A 19,433-nucleotide genomic window follows, 5' to 3' on the forward strand; every position below is an offset into this window, starting at 1 on the left:
GCACACTAGCACCAAGCCGGTTTGCGGGATGTGGCAATGCATCAACGACTACGGGTGGGACGGAGCATGGCGCTGGCCTTGATCGGCGTCGTACTGGCCGCATGTTCGATGGACGACCGGCTGGGCGATACCCAGATCCGACCGACCGACCGGCCCGAATGCCTGGTCGGCAGTCAGCGCCAGGATCTTGCGTCCGGCGTTCGACCGCTGATCGGCGGCACCGGCTGCCGGGCTGATCCGGACAACCCGCGTCCCCTGAACAAGCCACCGGAGTAGTACGCACCGATGCATGAGCTTTCCCCGCTGTCGCCCAGTGTCCGCCTGGACATCTGGTTGTGGGCGGCCCGATTCTTCAAGACCCGCAGTCTGGCCAAGCAGGCCATCGAGACCGGCAAGGTCAGCGTGGCTGGCCAGCGCCCGAAATCCTCGCGCGCGGTGCGTGTGGGTGAGCAGCTGCAGATCGATCGCGGTGAAGAGCATTTCGAGATCCAGGTACTGGGCCTGAGCGACCAGCGCGGACCGGCCCCGGCGGCGCAGCAGCTGTACGCCGAGAGCGAAGCCTCGAAGGCGCGTCGTGCCGAGCAGCGTGCATTGCGCATCGCTGCCCGCGATGGCTTCCAGCCGCCGGAGCACAAGCCGGACAAGCGCGCGCGGCGGTTGATACGTGCGCTGGGCGATCTGGACGCGCTTTGAGGGTAGTCGCCCACCTTGGTGGGCGTTGTGCCCGGTTGCCAACCAAGGTGGGCATCTACCGGTTCGTGGCCGGGCGTCACGCGCTGTGCCGCGCGCACTCAGGCTGCGTTCGGTGTGTGCCCTGCACGTTGGATCGTCCTTCTCATGGAAGACCCTCATGTTCCTGCGCCGCAGCCTGCTGTGCCTGGCCCTCGCCACCGCCGCCCCGGCGTTCGCCGCCGGCATCACCTTCTGGGATACGCCGCAGCGCGGCGGCAACAGCTTCAACGAGAATCCGCCGGACCGTGCCTACTTCCAGGCGCTGCGTGCCACTGGCGCGACCTGGGTACGGCTGAGCCCGGACAAGTGGAAAAGCGCCGGCGGCCGCGACTTCCTGATCGGCGATGCCGACCATTACCAGGGGCTGGTGCAGGCCGACGTGGCCACCCTGCGGCGTGCGCTGGATGACGCCAATGCCTCGGGCCTGAAGGTGGTGCTGGTGCCGTTGTCGCTGCCCCTGTTGCGCTGGAAGCAGAAGAACGGTGACAAGGTCGACCAGCGCCTGTGGCAGTCGATGGACAACCATCTGCCTGCGCAGCGCTTCTGGCGTGATCTGGCCACTGCACTGAAAGGGCATCCCGCACTGGCCGCCTACAACCTGATCAACGAACCGGCACCGGAATATGGCACCGCGCTGGCCGAACACGCCCCGCGTGAGGCGATGCGGAAGTGGTATGCCGGGGTGCAGGACGGCCCGCGCGATCTGCGCGTGCTCTACCGAGGGCTGATTGCCAGCGTGCGTGCGGTGGATGCGGACATGCCGCTGATGCTCGATGCCGGTTGGTACGCGGCGGCGGACGCGTTTGATTACTGGCCGGCACCGCTGGACGACGCGAAGCTGCTGTACAGCGTGCACATGTACGAGCCGTACGCCGCTACCAGCGCGCCCAACCAGAAGCGTCCCACGCCGTACCGCTACCCGGCAGAGGTGCCATTCGGCGCGGGCAGCGAACGCTGGGACAAGTACCGCGTACGCAGCTACCTGCAGCAGCCGATGGATTGGGCGAAGACGCACGGGGTGGGGGCCAACCGCATGGTGGTCGGTGAATTCGGCTGCATGCGCCGCTGGCCCGACTGCAGCCGCTACCTGCAGGACGTGCTGCAGGTGCTGGAACAGGACAAGGTGCACTGGGCCTTCTACGCCTTCCGCGAAGATGGCTGGGATGGCATGGACTACGAACTGGGCGACAAGGCGCTGTCGTGGTCGTACTGGCAGGCACAGGAACAGGGAAAGTCAGCGGTGCCGCCGCGCTCGATGCAGGCGCCGTTGTTCGCGCCGATCCTGCAGCGGCTGAAGGCCGGGAACCGGTAGGACGCCGGGCAGGGCCCGGCGTTTTCCCTGGCGATGCTGATCATGCCGGGTCACCCCCGGCGACAGCATCGGTCAGCGCTTGCCGCCGAGCAGGTTGCCGCCCAGCTTCAGCAGGTCGCCCATGCCGAACTGGCCGTCGCCGTCCTGGTCCAGCACGCTGCCGAGCAGGCCACCGGCAATGCCGCCCTGCTGCTGCACCTGCTGCTTTTCCTGGCCGAGCGCCTGGCTGAGCGAGCCGGCATCGGCCTGGCCACCCCCGAGGCGCTGGGCGAGGAAGGCCATCACGATCGGCGCGAGGATCTGCAGCAGCTGGCTGGTGCGGCCGCTGTCGAGCTGGGTGGCCTGAGCCAGGCCGGTTTCCACCTTCTGCTGGCTGCCGCCGAAGATGTGGCCGAGGATGCCGGCGCCATCGCTGGCGGCACCACCACCACCGCCGCCCAGCACCGAACCGAGCACGCTGCCCAGGTCCAGGCCGCTGTGGTTGTTCTGCAGTGCGCCGAGCAGCGCCTGCGCCCCCTGCGGCTGCGCGGCGTTGTTGCCCAGCGCGCCCATCAGCACCGGCAGCGCGGCGCTGATCGCGCCGGAGGCCTGGGTATCGCTGATGCCGAGCTGCTGCGACACCTGCTGCAGCGGAGCGCCCTGCAATTTGGCGAGAAGTTCATCGGTCAGGCTCATCAGGGGAATCCTCGATTGGGATGGGGCGTGCAGAAGGTACGACGCGGACCGTTAAAACGGCGACGCCGCCTCACGGGGAGGCGGCGTGCCGTACGCGGGGGAGGGCGATCAGAGCTCGATGTCTTCCGCGCCCGGGGTGGCGGCGGGGAAGTCGGTTTCCGGCTGCGCCGGCTTGAACGGGTCCGACGGCTGGCTGGCCAGCGCCTTCAGGGCTGCTGCGACGCCGGCACCGTAGGCCGGGTCGGCCTTGCTGCAGTTGTCGATGTGGCGCTGCTTGATGAAGTCCGGCGCATCGCCCAGGGCACGGGCGGTGTTGGCGAACAGGCGGTCCTTCTGCGCCTGGTTGTAGCTGCGGAACAGCGCACCGGGCTGGCTGAAGTAGTCGGCGTCGTCCTCACGGAAATTCCAGAAGTCGGCGTCACCGCGGATCTTCATTGGCGGCTCGCGGTACTCCGGCTGCTCCTGCCACTGGCCGTAGCTGTTCGGCTCGTAGTGCGGCAGGCCGCCGTAGTTGCCGTCCACGCGCATCGCGCCATCGCGGTGGTTGCTGTGCACCGGGCAGCGCGCGGCGTTCACCGGAATCTGGTGGTGATTGACGCCCAGGCGGTAACGCTGCGCGTCGGAATAGGCGAACAGGCGCGCCTGCAGCATCTTGTCCGGCGACGGGCCGATGCCCGGCACCAGGTTGCTCGGTGCGAACGCCGACTGCTCCACGTCCTGGTACCAGTTGACCGGATTGCGGTTCAGTTCGAACTGGCCGACCTCGATCAGCGGGTAGTCGCTCTTCGGCCACACCTTGGTCAGGTCGAACGGATGCACGCGGTAGGTCTCGGCATCCAGTTCCGGCATGACCTGGATGAACAGCTTCCACTTCGGGAAGTCGCCCTTCTCGATCGCGGCAAACAGGTCGCGGCCGTGGCTTTCGCGGTCATGGCCGACCAGGATCTGCGCCTGCGCGTCGGTCAGCGATTCAATGCCCTGCTGGCTGACGAAGTGGAACTTCACCCAGAAGCGCTCGCTGTCGGCGTTGGTGAAGCTGTAGGTATGCGAGCCGAAGCCGTGCATGTGGCGGAAGCTGCGCGGGATGCCACGGTCGCTCATCACCACGGTCACCTGCAGCAGGGCTTCGGGCAGCAGCGTCCAGAAATCCCAGTTGTTGCGCGCGCTGCGCAGGTTGGTGTGCGGATCGCGCTTCACGGCCTTGTTGAGGTCGGCGAACTTGCGCGGGTCGCGCAGGAAGAACACCGGCGTGTTGTTGCCGACCAGATCCCAGTTGCCTTCTTCGGTGTAGAACTTCAGCGCGAAGCCGCGGATGTCGCGCTCGGCGTCGGCGGCGCCACGCTCGCCGGCCACCGTGGTGAAGCGGGCGAACATTTCGGTCTGCTTGCCAACCTTCTCGAACAGCTTGGCGCGGGTGTACTTGCTGATGTCGTGGGTGACGGTGAAGGTACCGAATGCGCCCGAGCCCTTGGCGTGCATGCGGCGCTCGGGAATGATCTCGCGGTTGAGATTGGCCAGCTTCTCCAGCAGCCACACGTCTTCCATCAGCAGCGGGCCGCGCGGGCCGGCGGTCTTGCTGTTCTGGTTGTCCACCACCGGCGCGCCGAAGGCCGTGGTCATCGGGGTAACCGGGTCGTCACCGTGCTTCTGCTTCGGCGTGGTGCTCAGCTCGCGCTGCTGCTGGGCGCCTTCCTCAGGCGTCGGGGCGCTGTGGTAAGGGCACTTGGCGTTGTTGTTGTCGGACTGGCTCATCGGCTGGCTCCTGGTGGCGGTGAAGACGTGGGAAACATCTTCACTCGACTGTAGCTAGGGCCAGATGAAATGAATAATCGAATGATTCGTTCAGGTTGATAGATTCCGTCAATTGAAAGGCAGAATCGGATTTGTGGGGTCTTTCAATTGGCCTCCCGCGGCCAGGCGGGAGGCCATGTGCGTGCGCTGCGGTTACAGCAGCGCCTTCAGCCGGTACAGCGCTTCCAGCGCCTGCTTCGGGGTCAGCTCGTCGGGATCGATCGCCGCCAGTGCTTCCTGCGCCTTGCTGGATGGCGCTGCGAACAGGCCGAACTGCTGCGGTGCATCCAGCGCCTGCGGTGCCAGCTCGGCGGCATGGCTTTCACCGCCACGCTGCTCCAGCTCGGCCAGGCGACGGCGCGCCTGCGCCACGGTGGCGCGCGGCAGGCCGGCCAGTGCTGCCACCTGCAGGCCGAAGCTGCGGTTGGCCGGGCCGTCCTTCACCGCATGCATGAACACCAGCGCTTCGCCATGCTCGACCGCATCCAGGTGCACGTTGGCGATGCCGCTGCGGCCGCCTTCGTGCTGTTCGTCGGCCAGCGCGGTCAACTCGAAGTAGTGGGTGGCGAACAGCGTGTAGCAGCGGTTCTGGTAGGCCAGGTGGCGGGCCACCGCGTCGGCCAGGGCCAGGCCATCGTAGGTGGACGTGCCACGGCCGATCTCGTCCATCAGCACCAGCGAGTGCGCGGTGGCGTGGTGCAGGATGTAGCTGGTCTCGGCCATTTCGACCATGAAGGTGGACTGCCCGCGGGCGAGGTCGTCACCGGCGCCGATGCGGGTCAGGATGCGGTCGATCGGGCCGATCAGCGCACGGCTGGCCGGCACGAAGCTGCCGATGTGGGCCAGCAGCACGATCAGGGCGTTCTGCCGCATGTAGGTCGATTTACCGCCCATGTTCGGGCCGGTGATCACCAGCATGCGGCGGTCCGGGTGGAGGTCCAGGTCGTTCGGCTCGAACGGTTGTTCGCGCACCGCTTCGACCACCGGGTGGCGGCCGCGCTCGATCTTCAGGCACGGCTCGGCCTGCAGTTCCGGGCGTGCCCAGTCCAGTGCCTGCGCGCGTTCGGCGAAGCTGGCCAGCACGTCGAGCTCGCTCAGCGCTGCCGCGCATTGCTTCAGCGGTTCCAGCTGCCCGCCGAGGGTGTCCAGCAGCTGCTCGTACAGGTACTTCTCGCGCGACAGCGAACGGTCGCGCGCGGACAGCACCTTGTCCTCGAACGCCTTCAGTTCCTCGGTGATGTAGCGCTCGGCGTTGGTCAGCGTCTGCCGGCGGGTGTAGTGCACCGGCGCGCGGTCGGACTGGCCCTTGCTGATTTCGATGTAGTAGCCGTGCACCCGGTTGTAGCCCACCTTCAGGGTGGCGATGCCGCTGCTCTCGCGCTCGCGCTGCTCCAGGTCGACCAGGAACTGGTCGGCATGGGTGGACAGGCGGCGCAGCTCGTCCAGCTCCTGGTCGAAGCCGTCGGCCAGCACGCCGCCATCGCTCAGCTTCAGCGGCGGCATCTCGGCGATGGCGCTGGCCAGCAGCTGCGCGCATTCGTCATGTTCGCCCAGCGCGGCGTGCAGCGCCTGCAGGCGTGGAGAATCCAGCGGCGCCAGCACCTCGCGCACCGCCGGCAGCAGGCCCAGACCGTCACGCAGGGTAGAGAAATCGCGCGGGCGCGCCGAGCGCAGTGCGACGCGGGTGAGGATGCGTTCCAGATCGCCCAGGCGGCGGAACTGCTCGCGGATGTCGGCGTCGCTGCCGCGATCGATCAGCGTTTCCACCGCATGGTGGCGCTGTATCAGCACCTCGCGCAGGCGCAGCGGGCGGTGCAGCCAGCGCCGCAGCAAACGGCCACCCATCGGCGTCACGGTGCTGTCGAGCACGCCCAGCAGGGTGTTGCGGGTGTCGCCATCGACGCGCGTATCCAGTTCCAGATGGCGGCGGGTGGCGGCATTCATCGCGATCGCCTCGCCGGCGGTCTCCATCGCGATCGAGGTCAGGTGCGGCAGGCGCTGCTTCTGGGTTTCCTCGACATAGCCGAGCAGGGCGCCAGCGGCGGCGGTGGCGCGCGGCTTGTCGTCGATGCCGAAGCCGCTCAGGTCATGCAGCTTGAAGAAGGCCAGCAGCTGGCGGCGGCCACTGTCGGCGTCGAACAGCCACGGCGCGCGGCGGCGCACGCCGGTGCGCTGGCGCAGGAACTCCGGCCAGTTCTCTTCGTCGGGCACCAGCAGCTCGGCCGGCTCCAGCCGCGCCAGTTCGGCTTCCAGTGCGTCATCGGTCTCGACTTCGTTGACCAGGAAACGGCCACCGGCCAGGTCGGCCCAGGCCAGGCCGTAGCCCTGTTTCGTGCGCGACAGGGCCATCAGCAGGGTGTCGCGGCGTTCGTCCAGCAGCGCCTCGTCGGTGACCGTGCCGGGGGTGACGATGCGCACCACCTTGCGCTCGACCAGGCCCTTGGCCAGCGCCGGATCGCCGATCTGTTCGCAGATGGCCACCGATTCGCCCAGCGCGACCAGGCGGGCCAGGTAGCCCTCGTAGGCATGCACCGGCACACCGGCCATCGGGATCGGCGCGCCGCCGGAGCTGCCGCGCTGGGTCAGGGTGATGTCGAGCAGGCGCGCGGCCTTGCGCGCATCGTCGTAGAACAGCTCGTAGAAGTCGCCCATGCGGAAGAACAGCAGCAGGTCCGGATAATCGGACTTGGCTGCGAAGAACTGCTTCATGAGGGGCGTGTGCTCTGCACTGGCCTTCGATGCAGACGGTTTCGCTTTTGAATCAGTGGTTTGCAAGAGAACTTCCTACGGGTTGTAGCGGTCGATCGCGGCAGCCGACGGCAAGTAACGGGGTTCTTCGTTGCGCCGCGGTTGCGCTGATCAATCAAAGAGGATCAAATCGATGTTGCGACGGACAGACAGCGGATCGACCATGGATACGGTTGTTGCGGCGCAGGCAGAGGCCCCGCGCCGCCGAGGCACCAAGTTTAAGCTGACCTACCGGCAAATCTGCGAACTGAGCGTGGCCAAAGGCCCCGTCGAAGGCAAGCAGGGAAGGGTGGTTATCGCCCCTCGACTGCCCGAAGACGCCGGGAAGCCTTACCGCTTCCTGGACGGCAATCAGGGCGCGCCAACGGGCTTTGGCTTCTACGTGGGCACGACCCGCACCACTTACGAAGTCGTGGTCCGAGGCCCGGCCGGGGTCCGTCGGTTCTCCCTGGGCAGCGTCACCGACATCGGTCCAGAGCAAGCCTACGAGCTGGCGCAGCGGAAGTTGGCCGTGGTTCGAGAAACGGGCGAACATCCATCGAAGGAAGAGGCCCGAGCCGAGCAGTTGGTTGAGCTGAAGGGGCTCACGCTGACGAACTGCTTCACGGCCTACGTTGAAGACCTGCAGAAGCGCGTGCGCAACAAGAAGGCCAAGCCCGCAAGCATCCGGGCCATCCAAGACAGCCTGGCGCGGTTTGCCCGCCCTGAAGTCGAGCTGGCCGACAAGCCGATCCTTCAGCTGTTGGACAAGGACATCCACCGTGCGTTCGACAGCTTGCGGCGATCGTCCATGGTGCGCTCCAACCGGATCCCCACCCCGATGCGCCAAGCGCTTGCTGATCAGCCGGATTGGGCCGCGCTTTCCACGCAACAGCTCGAAGCGTTGGGCGTGACCGGGAAGTACATCCAGCGAGTCAAAGCGGCCGGTTTGGCGTCGACCGAGCACGCGTTCACAGACGCGAAGAGGGCGGTCGACCTGGTGCTGAAGCGGGAACGCAAAGCGGCGGCTCAGCAGCAGCGGGAGCCGGTGCTGCGTTACAACCCGTTCCAAGTCATCCACGACGACGACATGCTGCGGGACTCGCAAGCACTTCGCCGGCACTACGAGCGCGCCGAGGTGCGCAACCCGCTGGCCGCATCAGGGGGTTAGCAAGCTTTCACTCCCAGCTTCCTGCCACACCTCTATGTATCAGCGAAGCGCTGGGTCGGCCCTGGAAGAGCTCGCGAGAGCGGGAGCTCTTCCACAATCTTGCGATTCAGTCCCTGTCCGACGGGCTGGCAGCGGCTTTGAAAGCCGCAGCACGGCAAAGCGCAGAGGTGCCCTGCTAGGGCAGGCCGGTCATGCTGACACCGGTAAGGTGCGTCGTGCTCAAGCTGCTTCTGCTTGGGGCTGTTTTCGGGCACAGCCCCGTTGCCCCCGAACCAGAGTTCAAACAGTTTCAGCTGCTAAACCAGCCCGATAGAGCACCCGCTTTTCGCTCCCACTCCCCAGAACGATCTGCCACTTCGAGAAACCGGTGGAAAGATCTCCCGTCGATGGCAGATTGCTTTCCAGCACAACCGAATCAGAACCGCCGAACGATTGGGCCTTAGCCCTCACTGCCAGTGTTGTTCCCTCTCTGACGAGGTTGCCAGGAACAGCGCGTGAATACTCTGCGCTGAACACGCTCGTCTCGTCGACTTCGATGCGAACGCCAGCAAACACAAGCCCAGTCCAGCGGTTCGCCCCTTCGGCCTCGAACCACGCAAACTGGTGGCTGCCCGTCAGGATGAAGGCTGCAATCTTGCCTGCTGGCGACGTGCCGATGAGCATGGCTGTCTCTGAATCATGTCTCGGTAGGATGAGCGAAAGATGAGTGCATGAACTCGCACTCCCTACGGAAAAATCGTTGGTCGAAATCATGTCAGCGCCTGCTTGGATGGTTGCTGCGACTTTGAAGGGGACCAATGAGCTGTTCCCAGAGCAACTCCGCAGCTCCTTCTGGCGTTAGCTTTCGTCCTCGGTTTGAACCATACGCGGACATGCCCATGCTGGTGAGGAACAGGGCTTGATCATCGCAGTCAACCGATAGGGACTCGTTGTAGGAGTTGCTATCCAACGTCTCCCCTTGGCTGTAATTGATGCCCTTGAGCATTCCGCCTAGGTAGACCGTTGCACGAGCGACGTCGTTCCCATCGTGATAGATCGTGCAGAAGAAGCGGTTTGCGTCGACTCTTCGAAACGATCCTTCGTAGCCGGGGTTACGTGCTCCAAGCTCGTTGAGCGAGTTCTCGAAGTGCTTCGCGATGTAATCGAAAGTGTCAGCCTTGAACTGATCTTTGTCCCGCTGAGTGAAGGCCTTGGCGAGACGCAAATTGCTAGACCTCCGGCCCGGTACGGGGCGGGTGCTGCTGTCCGAGCCCGTCGGACGGGGCGTTGCAGGAAATTCCTCGGAGGAGGTTCTACTAGAGGGGCCTGGTACGGTTTGCTTGGCACCGTGATGTTGGGCTGCAGCGCGCACGGCTTGGGCCACTTCTAAGAACGCTTCGTCAGCATCGGCCCACTTCTTCACCGGTTTGCCATCCTTGGGGGTGGCCATCAGCTTTCCGAAGGGAGCGTGGTGCCAGTCGCACGCTCGTAGAATGACAGGGATGACAGTGGCTTCCCCGGACTCATGCCGCTCCAGTGCTCGCATCATCTCCCTTTCGTAGCAATAGTCCGACGCAATGAAGTCAGGACTTACAAGCAGGAGAATGATGTCATCGTTGTTAACGTGCCCGTTGATCGTCTTATCTATCTCCTGACCCGCAATGATGCGCCGGTCGTGCCAGGTTTCAATGATGCCTTGGCGCTTGAGCATGGCGAGCTGCTTCTCGAGCTGGTCGCGGAGCTCCTCGTCTGCATGGCAGTAGGAAAAGAAAACGCTGGGCAAGGTCAAACTCCTCAAGGCGCTGGTCAAACATCCGTGGGATGGAGTCTATCTAAAAGCACGTGGGGGCGTTCAATCCCTTCACAATCCGAACTCTGACTTATTGCTGTCTCGGCTGGTGAGACTCAAGGGTGATCCAATGGTTACTCCAACCCAGTGGAGGTGCGGCAATGAAGGACGGCATTTACCATGTTCGTTTCTCGTCGAACATGCAGGGAGTGGGCGAGGGGATAGCAGTGTTCAAGGCGGGAGCGGTCAATGGTGGCGATTCCGGGTACACGTATTCAGGAACGTTGGCGACCGCTGATGGAGGGTTCAGTGCGAGGTTGACCATCAAGCGATGGGACCCCAGCTCTGAATCCATTTTTGGTGGCCTTGACCAGTTCGAGCTGGAGTTTCGGGGCAGTGATACAACGTTTGGCTTTAGCGCCAAGGGAAGCATTGTCGGTCACCCCGAAGCCACCCTGGCCGTGGACGGGCGCTACCTGACCCCGGCGGCCTGAGCCGCACCAATTCGAAGGCCCGACGTCCCCCTGAGATTGAGTAGCGTGACGGTTTGGAGTCCAATCCTCAACGACAAGGAGATTGGACGTTAAGAAGCGTTTTTCCGAAGAGCAGATCATCGGCTTCCTGCGCGAGGCCCAGTCGGGCATGCCGATCAAAGAGTTGTGCCGCCGGCATGGCTTCAGTGAGGCTTCGTATTACCTGTGGCGTAGCAAGTTCGGCGGCATGAGCGTTCCCGACGCCAAGCGGCTCAAGGACCTGGAAGCCGAGAACACACGCCTTAAGAAGTTGCTGGCCGAGCAGGTGTTCGAGAACGACGTCATCAAGGATGCGCTGCGAAAAAGTGGTGACCGCACCGGCGCGCAGGTTGCTGGTGCGGAGTATGATCGAGAAAGGGCTGAGCGAGCGGCGTGCGTTGGTGATTGCACGCATGAGCGCCAGCGCGCTGCGCTACGAGCCTAGGCCGGACCACAACGTTGAGCTGCGCGAGCAGATCGCTGCACTGGCACACCGGCATCGACGTTACGGCGTGGGCATGATCCACCTGAAGTTGCGACAGAAGGGGCTTGTCGTGAACTACAAGCGCGTGGAGCGGCTGTACCAGCAAGCGGGCCTGCAGGTGCGTCGCAGGAAGCGCAAGAAGGTGCCTGTCGGTGAGCGGCACCCCTTGCTGCGCCCGTCCGCCGCCAATCAGGTGTGGTCGATGGATTTCGTGTTCGACCGCACCGCGGAAGGCCGAGTAATCAAGTGCCTGACCATCGTTGACGACGCCACCCACGAGGCCGTGGCCATCGAGGTGGAACGGGCCATTTCAGGGCAAGGCGTTGCCAGGGTGCTGGACAGATTGGCCGTTCAGCGCGGTTTGCCGCACGTGATCAGGACAGACAATGGCAAGGAATTTTGTGGCAAAGCGATGATGGCGTGGGCTCACGAGAAGGGAATTGCCCTGCGCCTGATTGAGCCGGGCAAGCCGAACCAGAACGCTTACGTTGAGTCCTTCAACGGGCGGCTACGCGATGAATGTCTGAACGAGCATTGGTTCCCGACGTTGCTCCATGCCCGGACCAGCATCGAAAGCTGGCGACGTGACTACAACGAAGAAAGGCCTAAACGAGCACTTGGCGGGCTGACGCCCGCCCAGTACGCCGCGCAGTTGGCCGGCACGAGAGATAACATCAGCACCGGACTCTAAACCTCAACTCTACTCAGGCCGGGGGGACGTCGGTGGCTGCGTGCTGGCTAGAGTCGTACCCCAAGCGCGTCCAGGGTGGGAGTCGTCATCGTTCCGGTGGCCCGGATGCCGTGGGCCAATTGGAACATCCGCAGAGCCGATTGGGTCTCAGGAGTGAGGACCCCGTCGATGGCGCCCGGATCGTAGCCCTTGGAGTAGAGCGCTGCCTGGACGCGCATGATGAGTAGCTTCAGTGCATCGGCGTCCCGTCCCTCCGTCACCGGCTTGTCGTAGGTGCCGGGCTCCAAGGTCAGGTTGTTCGCAGATCGGGAGTTTGCTCGGGTGGCCGGCTCCAAATTCTGGGTCGGGTAGCTATTCAAATGGCTGCTGCCACTGCTGCCCGTGCCAGTGGGCCGTGGAGCTGCGGGCGCCGCCGGTGTCGCTGGCGTGGTGTAACGGGTGGGCGGTGGCGTATAGGTCGCCGGTGGCGGGGTATAGGAGCGATACGAGCTTCCCGATCCGGACGAATGGGAGCGATGGGAACTGTGTGATCGATGGGAGCTGTGGCTGCGGTGCCCCGCATACAGGTTGTGCCGGCCTGCATTCAACGAGGTGCTCAGGACGGTCGCGTATTTCCCGTCCATCTCGGAGAGCCTGGAAAGGTCGGACTGGCCCTTTGGCGGCTCCGTGCCCAAGGTTCCCAAGGTGGCGGCGCCGACGATCATCAGTGCGTTGGACATGATCAGGTTTCCAGGACGGGAGAGATGGACCGGCTGGTCCAAGCCGGTGTGACCCACGAGAAAAAGCCGCCGCACCGCTGCCGAACCGAGCAGCCGTCACAGGCGGGCAGGTAGTCGTTCTTCCAAGGCGAAATGCTCTGCACGGCGTAGGGCCAAAGCGATCGGTCCAAGGCGCACAAGGGCAGGTTGTAGAGCGAGACCGGGATTCCGCCCTCGGCCAGCAGCCCCACCGCTTCGGACAGGATGTCACCGTAGTCCGCCGGATCGGCCCAAAGCTCACGCTGATGCGCTTTGGCAAATCCGATGGGCTCGATGCCCATCAGGGCAACGTGTTCGACGAAGGGCAGGTTTCGCCAGATGTAGCGGGCCAGCTGTGCCAGCCGCTCGACCGTGGGCTTAACCAACACGACTCGGATCTCCACCCGCTGCTGAGCGGCTTCCAATGCGTAAAGCCCGCGAAGGGTCTGAGCGAACGCGCCCTCGCTTTGCACGACGTAGTCGTGCAAGGCATAGCGGTCTCCGTAGAGCGGGATGCCCCAGCTCAAGTTGGGATGGAGGCCCGCAAATCTCGCGTGCAGGCCGGGCTCACGCAGTCGGCCGTTGGACAGGATGTGCAGGTGGGTGTTGGGCAGCACGTGCGCGCATTTGGCCACCACGTCGACCAACCCGTCGCCCAGCAGGGTTGGTTCCCCACCGCTGATCGCCAGCGAAGGTTCCTCCGGATCAATGAGGTCAATCAGATCCAAGAGGTGCCTCACCCGCCAGTCGTCTTGAACGTCTCGGGGCGGCTGAGAGCACATCAGGCAGTAGCTGTTGCAGCGCTCGGTGGCGAACAAGACATTGCCGGTGTCTCCGCGTCGATAGCGGATCGCCACCTTCTTCTGCAGGGGATTGAGCTCCACCACATCCCCAGGCTTGCAAACACCCGGCGGACCTTCCAGGCGAACGAGAGGAGCCTCACCGGCAGAGCGCAACCCGCCTGAAGGCAAGACTGCACCCCAAGGCAGGTTTAGCAGGTCACTGCTGAAGTTGTCCGTTGGGACGTCCCTCAGATCCAGCGCCAGGCGCTCCAAGGGAAGCGCTGATCGGGCAAAATCTGCCAGAGACACAACCTTCAGCAGACTGGCCTTCGCCGACGGCGCCAGCTCGGCTCTGGTTTCAAGCGGCAGCATGGACGGCGTCCTCCACCGATGGCTTCGGATTGGCCCAGGAGCGCATCAACCCTTGGATGTTCCGATCAACCTTCTCGTAGCGCTCCAGCAGCAAATCAAAGAGCCCCATGTTCCGCCGGCAGAAGTCGCTGCTGGGCCGATGGCCGATGGGATCCCCTTGGCGGGCGTAGTGCTCGATCGGATCGGCGCCGCACATCGGCACAAACGCGCAGTCGGAGCACGTGGGTAGGGCCTCGGCGACTCCGGCGTCCAGCAAGCGGCCCATGTCGGGCGAGGACAGCCATTGGCTGACCGGTTGGCTGACGTGGCCCAAGGCAAAGGCATCGTCCCCCATGGCGGCCAGCATGCGTGCCTCATCCGACGGATAGACCCGCCCGTCGTGGTCGTAGATGACGGCGCCCAATCCGGCTCCGGTGGGCGATCGGAGATCGACGTAGCCGTGCCCGAAGGACGTGAAGAGCTGGGAGAGAAGAAGAGACGCGTAGGACTCTTCCATGGCGTAGCCGGCCAGGTTCACCGACAGCAAGTGATCGAAGGCGCGCCGGTAGAAGGCGAGGAAGTCTTCCGTGGGGTAGCCGGTGCGGCGCGCCGTCTTGGTGGCGAACCCGTAGGGGCTTAATGGACGCAAGGAGATGCTGTGGAAACCCAGCATCCGGTACTCGTCGATGATGGCCTCAGGGACCTCGAGGCTCTGGCGGGTCAGGGTCGTCAGCGCCGAGACGCCATCGTCTCCCAGCCAACGGCGTCCGCGTTCAATTCCCTCTACAGTCCGCCGGTAGCTGTCGCGACCGGGTCGGGGGCGATTGGCGTTGTGAAGCCATTCGGGACCGTCCAGCGAGGTGGAGAGCTTGAAGCGGTGCTCGGCCAGAAACGCCAGCTGGTCGTTGGTGAGGTCATGCAGGGTAGATGCCAGCACGAATCGCAGGGTGCGTCGGGCCCTCCGATTATGCTCGACGATCCGCCGGGTGATGGCTTTCACTTGCTCAAAATTGAGCAGGGGTTCACCCCCTTGGAATTCGATCGTCAGTTCTTGGCTCGGCCATTCGAACAACCGTTCCACCGCCTGTTCGGCGTGCGCACTTTCCATGTCGAACGCAGTGGCGCTCGTCTCCTGTCGCGACACCTGGCAGTAGTTGCAGGTGTGGGGGCAGCGCAGCGACACCACGAAGATGTGGAGAGCGGGTCCACCCATCAGGTAGGACTTTCGGCTGCGGATTTGACTAAGCAGGGGCGCCAGGCTGCTTCGGTCGGCCCCCGCAACGACAAGGTGCCGGGCTTCCAAGTCCCCAAATAGGGCGGACTCGGTCGGAAGCTGGTGGTTCACCAGGCGCTCGACGTCCTCCATCTTCATCAAGAGCCAGTCGCCAGCCATCGACGAGACGAAAGCCCGATCGTGATCCCACGGAAGTCGCCGGAACCGAAGAGGCAACAGTTGGTAGTCCGATGGGGCGGCGAAAGCCTCAGCGGACCTAAACCTCGACACGGGAAACCACCGGCTCTGCTTGGTTCAGCGCTGCGCGAAGCAGCTCCTGCTGCAGCCCGCTCGTTTCCGCTCGGACGGCCGCCCGCAGGCGTTCATCTAGCAAGTCTCGGGAAAACCGTGCCCAGAGATTCTCTGGCAACTCGGAGCCATCCAAAGTCCAAAAGATGACAGTAAGGTTGGCGCCTTGGCTGCGCACCTCGACACCAAGCTCGCCACCATAGCGATGCGCGGCCCGAGCGGCCATATCGTCCGAATACAGTTCACGGTCAACAGCAAATTCCGAGCGTTCCATTGCTCATCCCCCCAGGATGAGTGAACTGTGCTCCTGAGTAGGCTTAGTTGCAAGCCATCAGAAGCCGAGGCTCTCCCTGCGATTCAATCCCTTCCTTGAATGGCGCCCCGGAGGTCGCGCCGCACGCAAGAGCGCCAGCTGCCAGTCACGGTTTGAGATGCCGTCGGGAAGCGCCTTGCCGAACATGAGGCTACTTTGGTATCTGTCGTTCCACGCCGACGATTTTCCACTGACCATCCTTATCTCGGCGCGACCACATCCACGCTCACCTCAGCAGTCAAGGCGCAGAGCGCCTGCTGCGTGGCATTGGTGAATACATATCCGTCTTCTCCTGCGTGGGTGTCCGACGCTCCGGCTAGTGCCATTTCCCATGCCAGTGGAAACACCTGGGGGGGGCGGATGGCTGGCGTTGACGGCCCGCAGCCCGTATTCCAGTGCCTTGATGTAGCCGCGGTGGGCTTCTAAGTCGACCTCGCATGCCTCAAGGCGCGCCGTAAGTGGCCAAGCTTCGGCAGGGGCGAAGGTGCTGCTCATTCCTCAGCACCAGATCTTGCTTGCAACCCGGGGTTCAGCGCAGTTCTTTCTGCGAATCTACCAACTCTCGTTGGAAGCTAGTTTTCGAGCAGACTTCACCTTGGAACAGCTGACGGCGGGCTTGGGGCGAGTCATTGACCAGCTTTGGCCGAACTACGCCAACGCCGTGGCTGAAGCGGGATTGCCGGCAGAATACTGCACCACGGAGCTGGTGCTGGGTGGATGGTCTCCCAAGAACGGACGCATGATGGCTACCGCCTACGCCAAACACGACGCGACGGTGCCCGCGGTGGTCCAGCCGACCACGGGGCAGCTCTCGTCGCCTGGTGAGCCCTTGCAGGGCTGGCCGCCCTCAATGGCAACGCCGGCCCTGTTTGAGGCCGGCCGGGGTCAGGCGCAGTGGCTCAACGAGAGAAGTGGGCGGAAGGTGGCAGGGGGGCGGTTGCTGTTGGGATTCCTGCAGCAAGGCCAAGCGGTGGTCAAAGACCTGGGCGCTCTTTAAAACTGGATCATCGTTTCTTGGCTGGAAAAGCCAAGGGTTCGTAGGTCGGCCGGACCAAGCCGCTGGAGGACGCGGCGGGACCTGACAGGCGGGGGCTTCGTGTCCGGCCCCAGTAGCCATGCGACTCACCGTTGATCGACAAATGGTTTCCTTGGGATCCTCGTCCTGCAGCAAGAAGCTGTTGTCGATCTCTTTAACGGTATCGTCGACCTCATCGAGTGAAGACAAAATGGGACGGGGAGGCGGGGAGGCCGCCCTTCAGGTACCCGATCTTGGAGGCGTTGCGACTGCGGATCAGCGCATCGCGCTTGAAGGTGAAGATGACGCCAGAGACTGCCGCTACAGCGAGGCCATACAGGAGCGAGCGTTGGATCGCCTGGGCAGCTGGTCCCAACCGGACCGCCACGCCCGGTTTCTTCAGGCGCGATCGGAGGGCGGCTGGATCAACCGTGGGGCGGGCAGCGAGAAAGTCCTCCTGCTGCTCGTGGGTGAACCAGCGGCGCTGCTCGGAGCAGGCCCGCTCTTGTTCTGCCTTGTGGTCCAGCCACGCGTCTATCGTGCGCTGCACGCCTTGGAGGAACGCCACGTCCTCCCGCAGGCGCTTCTCCCTCAACATCACGTTCAGCGCTTGAACCAAGGCGGCGCCCTGGGCGTTGGGCAACCCGTCGGCCTTCACTTCCCGGCGCCGCCCCGGATGGAACGTGATGTCGGTCCAGAAGGTGCCGGCATTGATGCAGTAAGTGGCCTAGTCTTGGACGTTGACCCGGTGGGTGCGCCCGTCCAGCGCCAGGGCGAGCTCCAGGCCCTCCAAGCGCAAGCGGCAGTCCGACGATCCCGTTACGTGCCGGCCGACCCACGACGCGGCCCATTCCCTTGTAATCCTTGTGCTCTCCATGCCCAGCGATCATCCAACAGTAATGTGACAAGCCAATCACATCATGATACGTCGTGTCTGCGGCTGTGTTTGCTCGCATTTGTCAGCGCGGAACGCCAAGCAGGTTTGGCTGTTTCGCAGGCGCATCACGGCGCATCGCAATGCATGATTAACAACCGAGATGAAAATACTGATGTAGGATCGGCGAATGATGGCTGATCAGTAGCGCCATCAAGAACAGGGATCGTTGGGAGAGTATGGTGGGACAAAAAAAAGTTGCACTGTTTGCCGCGCTGGGCACGGTTGTTCTCTTGGGCGGCATCACGATGGTGACTGTATCGAGCGCCGAACAGGGCGGAAGCGCTAGTGTTGAAGCCCCTCGGGAGCGTGCTGAGAACGTTGGGGGTCTACGCTCCGCTTCTTCCAGCAAGGGGTGGAAGTCTGGCCCTTCGGGGGACTCCAGTTTTCCTCGGAACGGTCTTCCTCAGAGCGCGTTGGTGTCTTACGAGGCCACTTACAGGTACGTGCGGCGGTGCGAAGCGCGTCGGCAGTTCGAAGATTTTTTTGAGAACCAGAGGATTGATCCGAATTCCGTTCGGTCAAAGCCAGAAAAGCTGATGCAGCTCGATCCAGATGTTCGAGCAAGGTACCTTGAGCGCGTTGCCATGCTGGAGGAGCGCAGAGAGGAGTGTGCTGGTTGGGAGCGGGAAGCTACCCGGGAGCAGGCCTCGCAGCAGATCTACCTCTCGGCGCTTGAAAATGCCCTGGCCGGAGACAGAATGGCGGCCGCCTGCTTTGTCGTGGCCCCTTGGGCGGTGCCGGACGAAAGCTCGCCGGCCTTTCAGCGCCTTTCCGAGATCTACTCTACAAACGCCCCCGCCCTCGTGGAGAGCGGAATCGAGCTTGGGAGCTGGCCGATGGTTCGCGCCGCCGCATCCGCGCTCAACTCTGAGGCAGGCATGACTTCGCGCCTCTCTCTGGGAGCGCAGAAAGCCTATGAAATCTCAAGGCTTATGCAGCTGGGGAGCGAAGACGCAGCAATGTCGCAAACGTTTGGCTACGATGCTGCCCGCTACGGCGCTCAAATCTCCGATCCAGCCATTCTGAAGCGGCTGGATGAGGACGCCGGACGCAAGTTTCAGTCCCAGTTCCACCGAACTTACTCGGAATCTACCTCGTTCACCAAGTTGTGCGACTAGCAACATTGATGAAGTGAGCTCAAAACTGTTATTCATGGAGGAGTACGATGAGAATTCTTACTGATCAAGAGTTGGACGAGGTGTTCGGAGGTGATTCAAGTGTGGGGCTGACGCTGAATCGGGTCACCGTGCATGGTCCAACCTTCAGCACGTTCAATGTCGGCGGCTATTTCAGCTATGGCCCGGGCTACTCTGAGAGTAGCGGTGGGCAATCAGGCGGATCATCAGGCTCTGGATATGGCGTTGTTCACCATGCCGTTGACCCCTCGACGCTTCCGCGTGCAGACAAGATGGAGTGCAAGGTGGCCGCAGTGGCGGAGCCGGGTCATGCAGACACAGCGAACGTTCGCGTGGTAATCGTGAATGCGCACGCAAACAAGCAGATCGGACAGGAGACCTATGAGTTCAGAAGCGACAGCCCTGAGGTTCCTGATGGCTACCAGCGGATCAGAGGCGCCTTGTACGTAGATCCTAACTCCTACCAGCCCGACGGCTCATACACCCGTGCCAACGCAATGCTGTTCGTTGATGCATTCAAGGCGACGCCCGATGGGACGCGTTCCCATCGGTACTACAACGACGCAGGTGAACTTCAGGAACAGGGACGGCCGCTGGGTGCATTGACCGCGGAGGAGAATGCGATCTTCGTCGCGGCTCATGAGTATCAGCACGCTTACCAGGCGCGGTATCCGCAGTTGTTTGTCGGGCTTGACAAGGAGGCCGATGCGGAGACCTATGGGCTGAAAGCCCTTGACCGCTACCGATCGGGTACCAAGGGCAACTGCGACTAAGTGA

The 19,433-nt window shown here is 63.4% G+C and carries 19 protein-coding genes; 9 read left to right on the forward strand and 10 right to left on the reverse strand.

Annotation, left to right across the window (positions count from 1 at the left end):
- Positions 1-36: 36 nt before the first annotated feature.
- The 3 genes from AC5P7U_RS07910 (at position 37) to AC5P7U_RS07920 (ending at position 2,044) form a co-directional block, all read left to right on the forward strand.
- Positions 37-276: a hypothetical protein gene (locus tag AC5P7U_RS07910; protein WP_049456159.1), complete on the forward strand. Its 240-nt coding sequence runs from the start codon at positions 37-39 to the stop codon at positions 274-276.
- A 9-nt stretch (positions 277-285) separates the two neighbouring features.
- Positions 286-693: an RNA-binding S4 domain-containing protein gene (locus tag AC5P7U_RS07915; RefSeq protein WP_006425385.1), complete on the forward strand. Its 408-nt coding sequence runs from the start codon at positions 286-288 to the stop codon at positions 691-693.
- A gap of 157 nt (positions 694-850) precedes the next feature.
- Entirely contained in the window at positions 851-2,044 is a 1,194-nt protein-coding gene (locus AC5P7U_RS07920; RefSeq protein WP_495220976.1) for a glycoside hydrolase family 5 protein, read from the forward strand.
- A 72-nt stretch (positions 2,045-2,116) separates the two neighbouring features.
- Here the strand turns inward: AC5P7U_RS07920 and AC5P7U_RS07925 are convergent, their stop codons facing one another.
- From AC5P7U_RS07925 to mutS, 3 genes are all read right to left on the reverse strand, one after another.
- Positions 2,117-2,719: a DUF937 domain-containing protein gene (locus tag AC5P7U_RS07925; protein WP_006425388.1), complete on the reverse strand. Its 603-nt coding sequence runs from the start codon at positions 2,717-2,719 to the stop codon at positions 2,117-2,119.
- Between the two features lie 108 nt (positions 2,720-2,827).
- On the reverse strand, positions 2,828-4,471 hold the full coding sequence (locus tag AC5P7U_RS07930) for a catalase (protein ID WP_458222131.1): 1,644 nt from the start codon (positions 4,469-4,471) through the stop codon (positions 2,828-2,830).
- A gap of 192 nt (positions 4,472-4,663) precedes the next feature.
- Positions 4,664-7,219 carry a DNA mismatch repair protein MutS gene (gene mutS / locus AC5P7U_RS07935; RefSeq protein WP_495220979.1) on the reverse strand — a complete coding sequence of 852 codons (2,556 nt, stop codon included), beginning with the start codon at positions 7,217-7,219 and terminating at the stop codon, positions 4,664-4,666.
- A gap of 202 nt (positions 7,220-7,421) precedes the next feature.
- Between mutS and AC5P7U_RS07940 the strand changes: the two genes are divergently transcribed.
- A complete protein-coding gene (locus AC5P7U_RS07940) occupies positions 7,422-8,408 on the forward strand; it encodes a hypothetical protein (RefSeq protein ID WP_197563301.1) in 987 nt (328 codons plus the stop codon).
- A gap of 279 nt (positions 8,409-8,687) precedes the next feature.
- On the opposite strand, the gene AC5P7U_RS07945 is transcribed toward AC5P7U_RS07940, so the two are convergent.
- Positions 8,688-9,161 carry a hypothetical protein gene (locus AC5P7U_RS07945; RefSeq protein ID WP_197563299.1) on the reverse strand — a complete coding sequence of 158 codons (474 nt, stop codon included), beginning with the start codon at positions 9,159-9,161 and terminating at the stop codon, positions 8,688-8,690.
- A gap of 1 nt (position 9,162) precedes the next feature.
- Positions 9,163-10,170 (reverse strand): toll/interleukin-1 receptor domain-containing protein, encoded by a 1,008-nt coding sequence (locus tag AC5P7U_RS07950; protein ID WP_006425533.1) that lies wholly within the window; start codon positions 10,168-10,170, stop codon positions 9,163-9,165.
- A 167-nt stretch (positions 10,171-10,337) separates the two neighbouring features.
- Here AC5P7U_RS07950 and AC5P7U_RS07955 point away from each other — a divergent pair, with 167 nt between their 5' ends.
- Together AC5P7U_RS07955 and AC5P7U_RS07960 are read left to right on the forward strand one after the other, a co-directional pair.
- On the forward strand, positions 10,338-10,670 hold the full coding sequence (locus AC5P7U_RS07955) for a GrlR family regulatory protein (RefSeq protein ID WP_006425535.1): 333 nt from the start codon (positions 10,338-10,340) through the stop codon (positions 10,668-10,670).
- Between the two features lie 148 nt (positions 10,671-10,818).
- A protein-coding gene (locus AC5P7U_RS07960) for an IS3 family transposase (RefSeq protein WP_414554979.1) occupies positions 10,819-11,863 on the forward strand; the annotation gives its coding sequence in 2 pieces (ribosomal slippage) (positions 10,819-11,012 and positions 11,011-11,863; 1,047 coding nt in all).
- Between the two features lie 47 nt (positions 11,864-11,910).
- On the opposite strand, the gene hxsA is transcribed toward AC5P7U_RS07960, so the two are convergent.
- Genes hxsA through AC5P7U_RS07980 form a run of 4 tightly spaced genes read right to left on the reverse strand, consistent with a single transcriptional unit; the run spans position 11,911 to position 15,529 of the window.
- Positions 11,911-12,582, reverse strand: a complete 672-nt coding sequence (gene hxsA, locus AC5P7U_RS07965) for a His-Xaa-Ser repeat protein HxsA (protein ID WP_197563295.1) — start codon at positions 12,580-12,582, stop codon at positions 11,911-11,913.
- A 2-nt stretch (positions 12,583-12,584) separates the two neighbouring features.
- A complete protein-coding gene (hxsC, locus tag AC5P7U_RS07970; protein WP_197563293.1) occupies positions 12,585-13,754 on the reverse strand; it encodes a His-Xaa-Ser system radical SAM maturase HxsC in 1,170 nt (389 codons plus the stop codon).
- On the reverse strand, positions 13,741-15,237 hold the full coding sequence (gene hxsB / locus AC5P7U_RS07975) for a His-Xaa-Ser system radical SAM maturase HxsB (protein ID WP_495220984.1): 1,497 nt from the start codon (positions 15,235-15,237) through the stop codon (positions 13,741-13,743). The genes hxsC and hxsB overlap by 14 nt, the downstream gene beginning before the upstream one ends.
- A complete protein-coding gene (locus tag AC5P7U_RS07980; protein ID WP_197563289.1) occupies positions 15,224-15,529 on the reverse strand; it encodes a hypothetical protein in 306 nt (101 codons plus the stop codon). The genes hxsB and AC5P7U_RS07980 overlap by 14 nt, the downstream gene beginning before the upstream one ends.
- Positions 15,530-16,052: 523 nt before the next feature.
- Here AC5P7U_RS07980 and AC5P7U_RS07985 point away from each other — a divergent pair.
- Entirely contained in the window at positions 16,053-16,565 is a 513-nt protein-coding gene (locus AC5P7U_RS07985; protein WP_006425592.1) for a hypothetical protein, read from the forward strand.
- 211 nt (positions 16,566-16,776) lie between these two features.
- On the opposite strand, the gene AC5P7U_RS07990 is transcribed toward AC5P7U_RS07985, so the two are convergent.
- Positions 16,777-17,241, reverse strand: coding sequence for a hypothetical protein (locus AC5P7U_RS07990; RefSeq protein WP_006425593.1), 465 nt, complete (start codon positions 17,239-17,241; stop codon positions 16,777-16,779).
- 695 nt (positions 17,242-17,936) lie between these two features.
- Here AC5P7U_RS07990 and AC5P7U_RS07995 point away from each other — a divergent pair.
- Complete coding sequence (locus AC5P7U_RS07995) at positions 17,937-18,638, forward strand: hypothetical protein (RefSeq protein WP_197563287.1); 702 nt, start codon at positions 17,937-17,939, stop codon at positions 18,636-18,638.
- A gap of 47 nt (positions 18,639-18,685) precedes the next feature.
- Positions 18,686-19,429 (forward strand): hypothetical protein, encoded by a 744-nt coding sequence (locus AC5P7U_RS08000; RefSeq protein WP_006425594.1) that lies wholly within the window; start codon positions 18,686-18,688, stop codon positions 19,427-19,429.
- The last annotated feature ends 4 nt before the right edge of the window (positions 19,430-19,433 follow it).

The sequence above is a fragment of the Stenotrophomonas sp. YJH_SMC_57 genome, assembly GCF_059369755.1.

Bases quoted from the DNA above. Each gene is read 5' to 3' on its own strand.
- hxsC (WP_197563293.1), bottom strand. From the start codon at position 13,754: ATGCTGCCGCTTGAAACCAGAGCCGAGCTGGCGCCGTCGGCGAAGGCC.
- AC5P7U_RS07910 (WP_049456159.1), top strand. From the start codon at position 37: ATGCATCAACGACTACGGGTGGGACGGAGCATGGCGCTGGCCTTGATC.
- AC5P7U_RS08000 (WP_006425594.1), top strand. From the start codon at position 18,686: ATGAGAATTCTTACTGATCAAGAGTTGGACGAGGTGTTCGGAGGTGAT.
- AC5P7U_RS07980 (WP_197563289.1), bottom strand. From the start codon at position 15,529: ATGGAACGCTCGGAATTTGCTGTTGACCGTGAACTGTATTCGGACGAT.
- AC5P7U_RS07925 (WP_006425388.1), bottom strand. From the start codon at position 2,719: ATGAGCCTGACCGATGAACTTCTCGCCAAATTGCAGGGCGCTCCGCTG.
- AC5P7U_RS07915 (WP_006425385.1), top strand. From the start codon at position 286: ATGCATGAGCTTTCCCCGCTGTCGCCCAGTGTCCGCCTGGACATCTGG.
- hxsA (WP_197563295.1), bottom strand. From the start codon at position 12,582: ATGTCCAACGCACTGATGATCGTCGGCGCCGCCACCTTGGGAACCTTG.
- AC5P7U_RS07945 (WP_197563299.1), bottom strand. From the start codon at position 9,161: ATGATTTCGACCAACGATTTTTCCGTAGGGAGTGCGAGTTCATGCACT.
- AC5P7U_RS07920 (WP_495220976.1), top strand. From the start codon at position 851: ATGTTCCTGCGCCGCAGCCTGCTGTGCCTGGCCCTCGCCACCGCCGCC.
- mutS (WP_495220979.1), bottom strand. From the start codon at position 7,219: ATGAAGCAGTTCTTCGCAGCCAAGTCCGATTATCCGGACCTGCTGCTG.
- AC5P7U_RS07930 (WP_458222131.1), bottom strand. From the start codon at position 4,471: ATGAGCCAGTCCGACAACAACAACGCCAAGTGCCCTTACCACAGCGCC.
- AC5P7U_RS07955 (WP_006425535.1), top strand. From the start codon at position 10,338: ATGAAGGACGGCATTTACCATGTTCGTTTCTCGTCGAACATGCAGGGA.
- AC5P7U_RS07940 (WP_197563301.1), top strand. From the start codon at position 7,422: ATGGATACGGTTGTTGCGGCGCAGGCAGAGGCCCCGCGCCGCCGAGGC.